This is a genomic window from Pseudomonas sp. LFS074 (assembly GCF_047978165.1).
GTDB classification, from domain to species: domain Bacteria; phylum Pseudomonadota; class Gammaproteobacteria; order Pseudomonadales; family Pseudomonadaceae; genus Aquipseudomonas; species Aquipseudomonas putida_P.
In genome coordinates, this window is sequence record NZ_JBFPFV010000015.1 from 1 (window position 1) to 4,800 (window position 4,800).

Sequence of the window (4,800 nt, forward strand, 5' to 3'; positions counted from 1 at the left end):
ACGACCAACGGTCACTTCACCCCGTACATCGAAGCGCGCCGGGTCGCGCAGGGTCACGCCCTGGGCCATCAGGCGGCGGCCTTCACGCAGTTGGTAGTGACGCTCCAGCTCGGACAGCTGGCGACGGTCGTTGGCGCCCTGCACTTCCATCGGGTCGTGTGGCTGCTCGGTGGCCACCACCAGGCCGTCAGCCACCGCCATGGCGATGACGTCGGTCAGGTAGTACTCGCCCTGGGCGTTGTTGTTCGACAGGCGGCCCATCCAGTCGGCCAGGCGCGCGGCTGGCAGGGCCAGAATACCGGTGTTGCCTTCCTTGATGGCTTTCTGTGCATCGTTGGCGTCCTTGTGCTCAACGATGGCAGTCACCTGGCCTTGCTCGTCACGCACGATACGACCATAGCCGGTCGGGTCTTCGAGCGTGACCGTAAGCAGGCCCAGTTGCTGATCATTGGCTTTGGCCAACAAACGCTGCAGGGTCTCCACTTCGATCAACGGCACATCGCCGTACAGCACCAGCACGGTATCGGCGGTCAGCGCTGGCAAAGCCTGGGCAACAGCATGGCCGGTACCCAGCTGTTTATCCTGCATGACGAAATTCAGGTCGTCAGCGGCCAGGCGCTCGCGAACCAGCTCGGCGCCATGGCCAATGACCACGTGAATACCTTGTGGCTGCAGTTGACGTGCGCTGTGGATAACATGGCCGAGCATGGAGTTGCCGGCTACCGGGTGCAGCACCTTGGGCAGCGCCGAGCGCATGCGGGTACCTTGGCCGGCGGCGAGAATAACGATATCGAGTGACATTACTGGCTACCAATCCTGGGCGGTCAGTGAAAGACCGGGGGGAGAAAACAGAAAAAGAAAAAGGGTAGCCGAGGCTACCCTTTTACTCAATCGCAATAGAAGTGATCAGCCAAAGGCCAATTACTTGCCTTTGCGCATTTGCTGAACGGTACGCAGCTGGGCTGCGGCCTCGGCCAGACGTGCGGCGGCGGCACCGTAGTCGAAGTCCGCGCCTTTCAGATTCAGGGCGTTCTCGGCAGCCTTGAGGGCTTCCTGAGCTTGCGCTTCATCCAGGTCTGCAGCACGTTGCACGGTATCGGCAAGCACCTTGACCATGTTCGGCTGAACCTCGAGGAAGCCACCAGAGATGTAGAACACCTCTTGGGTGCCACCCTGCTTGGTCAGCGTGATCGGACCAGGCTTGAGATTGGTGATCAGCGGCGCGTGGCCCGGAGCGATACCAAGATCACCCAGGTTACCGTGCGCTACTACCATCTCGACCAGGCCGGAGAAAATCTCTCCTTCCGCGCTGACGATATCGCAATGGACTGTCATAGCCATCTGCTTGCCTCAACCTGATAGCGCCCCTTGCGGGGCGCAGGAATTACAGTTTCTTGGCTTTCTCGATCGCTTCGTCGATGCTGCCGACCATGTAGAACGCTTGTTCTGGCAGGTGGTCGTAGTCACCTTTGAGGATGCCGCTGAAGCCAGCGATGGTGTCTTTCAGGGAAACGTACTTGCCTGGCGAACCGGTGAAGACTTCGGCCACGAAGAACGGCTGCGACAGGAAGCGCTGGATCTTACGAGCGCGGGCTACCAGTTGCTTGTCGTCTTCGGACAGTTCGTCCATACCCAGGATCGCGATGATGTCCTTCAGCTCTTTGTAACGCTGCAGAACATACTGAACGCCACGAGCGGTGTCGTAGTGCTCGTTGCCGATCACGTTCGGGTCCAGCTGGCGCGAAGTCGAGTCCAGTGGGTCGACTGCTGGGTAGATACCCAGGGAGGCGATGTCACGGGACAGAACGACGGTGGCGTCCAAGTGGGCGAAGGTGGTCGCTGGCGACGGGTCGGTCAAGTCGTCCGCAGGTACGTATACGGCCTGTACGGAAGTGATCGAACCTTCCTTGGTGGAGGTGATGCGCTCTTGCAGAACGCCCATCTCTTCAGCCAGGGTCGGCTGGTAACCTACTGCCGAAGGCATACGGCCCAGCAGTGCGGATACTTCAGTACCGGCCAGGGTGTAACGATAGATGTTGTCGACGAACAGCAGAACGTCGTTACCTTCGTCACGGAACTTCTCAGCCATGGTCAGGCCGGTCAGCGCTACGCGCAGACGGTTTCCTGGTGGCTCGTTCATCTGACCGTAGACCAGCGCTACTTTGTCGAGAACGTTGGAGTCCTTCATCTCGTGGTAGAAGTCGTTACCCTCACGAGTACGCTCACCCACACCAGCGAACACGGAGTAACCGCTGTGTTCCATGGCGATGTTACGGATCAGTTCCATCATGTTTACGGTCTTGCCGACACCGGCACCACCGAACAGACCAACTTTACCACCCTTGGCGAACGGGCAAACCAGGTCGATAACCTTGATGCCGGTTTCCAGCAGGTCGTTGCCACCTGCCTGGTCAGCGAACGAAGGCGCTGGCTGGTGGATACCGCGACGCTCTTCTTCGCCGATCGGGCCGGCTTCGTCGATCGGGTTGCCCAGTACGTCCATGATACGGCCCAGAGTGGCCTTACCAACTGGAACGGAAATGGCAGCGCCGGTGTCGACGACATCCAGACCACGCTTCAGGCCTTCGGTCGAGCCCATCGCAATGGTACGAACCACGCCGTCGCCCAGCTGCTGCTGAACTTCCAGGGTGGTTTCCGCGCCTTGTACTTTCAGCGCGTTGTATACACTCGGCACGACGTCACGTGGGAATTCCACGTCGATGACGGCGCCGATGATTTGAACGATACGTCCGCTACTCATAGCTGGATCCTCTGAATATGTGAACCGTTAAACCGCGGCAGCGCCGCCGACGATTTCCGAGATCTCCTGGGTGATCGCAGCCTGACGCGCCTTGTTGTAGATCAACTGAAGCTCTTTGATCAAATCACCGGCGTTGTCTGTGGCGTTCTTCATGGCGATCATCCGGGCCGCTTGTTCAGCAGCGTTGTTCTCGACCACCGCCTGGTACACCTGCGACTCCACGTAACGCACCATCAAGCCGTCCAGCAGCTCTTTTGCGTCGGGTTCGTACAAGTAATCCCAGTGATGCTTGAGATCCTGATCCGGGGTTGCCACCAACGGTACCAATTGCTCGACCGTTGGCTTCTGGGTCATGGTGTTGATGAACTTGTTCGAAACCACCGAGAGGCGATCGATACGGCCGTCGAGGTAGGCGTCCAGCATCACTTTGACGGAGCCGATCAAATCGTTGATCGATGGCTCTTCGCCCAGGTGGCTGATCGCGGCTACGACGTTACCGCCAAAGATGCGGAAGAAAGTCGCACCCTTGCTGCCGATCACGCACAGGTCGATTTCCACGCCCTGTTCGCGGTTTTCGTTCATGTCCTTGACCAGGGCCTTGAACAGGTTGGTATTCAAGCCACCGCACAGACCACGGTCACTGCTCACCACGATATAACCGGCGCGCTTTACAGGGCGCTCGATCATGAACGGGTGACGGTATTCCGGGTTGGCGTTGGCCAGATGACCGATCACCTGGCGGATACGCTCCGCGTAAGGACGGCTAGCAGCCATGCGCAGTTGTGCCCTGCGCATCTTGCTGACCGCCACTTTCTCCATGGCGCTGGTAATTTTTTGCGTGCTTTTGATGCTCGCAATCTTACTGCGAATCTCTTTTGCGCCTGCCATGTATCACCTATCAGGTTAGCAAGCGGGGGCCAGAGCCCCCGCTGCGGCTTACCAGGTCTGGGTGGCCTTGAACTTCTCGATACCGGCTTTCAGGCCTGCGTCGATTTCGTCGTTGAAGTCACCCTTCACGTTGATCTTCGCCATCAGTTCAGCGTGATCACGGTTGAAGAAGGCGATCAGTGCTTGCTCGAAGCTGCCGATCTTGGAGACTTCTACGTCGGTCAGGAAGCCACGCTCAGCGGCGTACAGCGACAGAGCCATGTCCGCGATGGACATCGGCGCGTACTGCTTCTGCTTCATCAGCTCGGTTACGCGCTGACCATGCTCCAGCTGCTTGCGGGTCGCTTCGTCCAGATCGGAAGCGAACTGGGCGAATGCAGCCAGTTCACGGTACTGAGCCAGTGCGGTACGAATACCACCGGACAGCTTCTTGATGATCTTGGTCTGAGCGGCACCACCTACACGGGATACCGAAACACCGGCGTTCACTGCAGGGCGGATGCCCGAGTTGAACATGGCCGATTCCAGGAAGATCTGACCGTCGGTGATGGAAATCACGTTGGTCGGAACGAACGCGGAAACGTCGCCAGCCTGGGTTTCGATGATCGGCAGAGCGGTCAGGGAACCGGTTTTGCCAGTCACAGCGCCGTTGGTGAACTTCTCGACGTATTCTTCCGAAACGCGCGATGCACGCTCCAGCAGACGGGAGTGGAGATAGAACACGTCGCCTGGGTACGCTTCACGTCCTGGTGGACGGCGCAGCAGCAGGGAGATCTGACGGTAGGCAACGGCCTGCTTGGACAGGTCATCGTAAACGATCAGGGCATCTTCACCGCGGTCACGGAAGAACTCGCCCATGGTGCAACCGGCGTATGGCGCCAGGAATTGCAGTGCGGCGGATTCCGAAGCACTGGCAACTACCACGATGGTGTTGGCCAGGGCGCCGTTTTCTTCCAGTTTGCGAACGATGTTGGCAACGGTGGAACGCTTCTGGCCGACAGCAACATAAACACAGAAAATACCGGAGTCTTTCTGGTTGATGATGGCGTCGATGGCCATGGCGGTCTTGCCGATCTGACGGTCGCCAATGATCAGCTCACGCTGGCCACGGCCGACTGGGATCATGGCGTCGACGGATTTGTAGCCAGTCT

At 58.7% G+C, this 4,800-nt stretch carries 5 protein-coding genes; all 5 read right to left on the reverse strand.

Annotated elements, in window-relative coordinates; translation table 11 throughout:
* Positions 1-801, reverse strand: an 801-nt coding sequence (locus tag ACNQP3_RS29200; protein ID WP_416470703.1) for a bifunctional N-acetylglucosamine-1-phosphate uridyltransferase/glucosamine-1-phosphate acetyltransferase, incomplete at its 3' end; no start/stop codon positions are given.
* A gap of 120 nt (positions 802-921) precedes the next feature.
* Positions 922-1,341, reverse strand: coding sequence for a F0F1 ATP synthase subunit epsilon (locus ACNQP3_RS29205; protein WP_012274908.1), 420 nt, complete (start codon positions 1,339-1,341; stop codon positions 922-924).
* Positions 1,342-1,384: 43 nt separating this feature from the next.
* Positions 1,385-2,761, reverse strand: coding sequence for a F0F1 ATP synthase subunit beta (gene atpD, locus ACNQP3_RS29210; RefSeq protein ID WP_012274909.1), 1,377 nt, complete (start codon positions 2,759-2,761; stop codon positions 1,385-1,387).
* A 27-nt stretch (positions 2,762-2,788) separates the two neighbouring features.
* Positions 2,789-3,649 (reverse strand): F0F1 ATP synthase subunit gamma, encoded by an 861-nt coding sequence (gene atpG, locus ACNQP3_RS29215; RefSeq protein WP_012274910.1) that lies wholly within the window; start codon positions 3,647-3,649, stop codon positions 2,789-2,791.
* 48 nt (positions 3,650-3,697) lie between these two features.
* Positions 3,698-4,800, reverse strand: a 1,103-nt coding sequence (gene atpA, locus ACNQP3_RS29220) for a F0F1 ATP synthase subunit alpha (protein WP_416470704.1), incomplete at its 5' end; no start/stop codon positions are given.

Bases quoted from the DNA above. Each gene is read 5' to 3' on its own strand.
- atpD (WP_012274909.1), bottom strand. From the start codon at position 2,761: ATGAGTAGCGGACGTATCGTTCAAATCATCGGCGCCGTCATCGACGTG.
- ACNQP3_RS29205 (WP_012274908.1), bottom strand. From the start codon at position 1,341: ATGGCTATGACAGTCCATTGCGATATCGTCAGCGCGGAAGGAGAGATT.
- atpG (WP_012274910.1), bottom strand. From the start codon at position 3,649: ATGGCAGGCGCAAAAGAGATTCGCAGTAAGATTGCGAGCATCAAAAGC.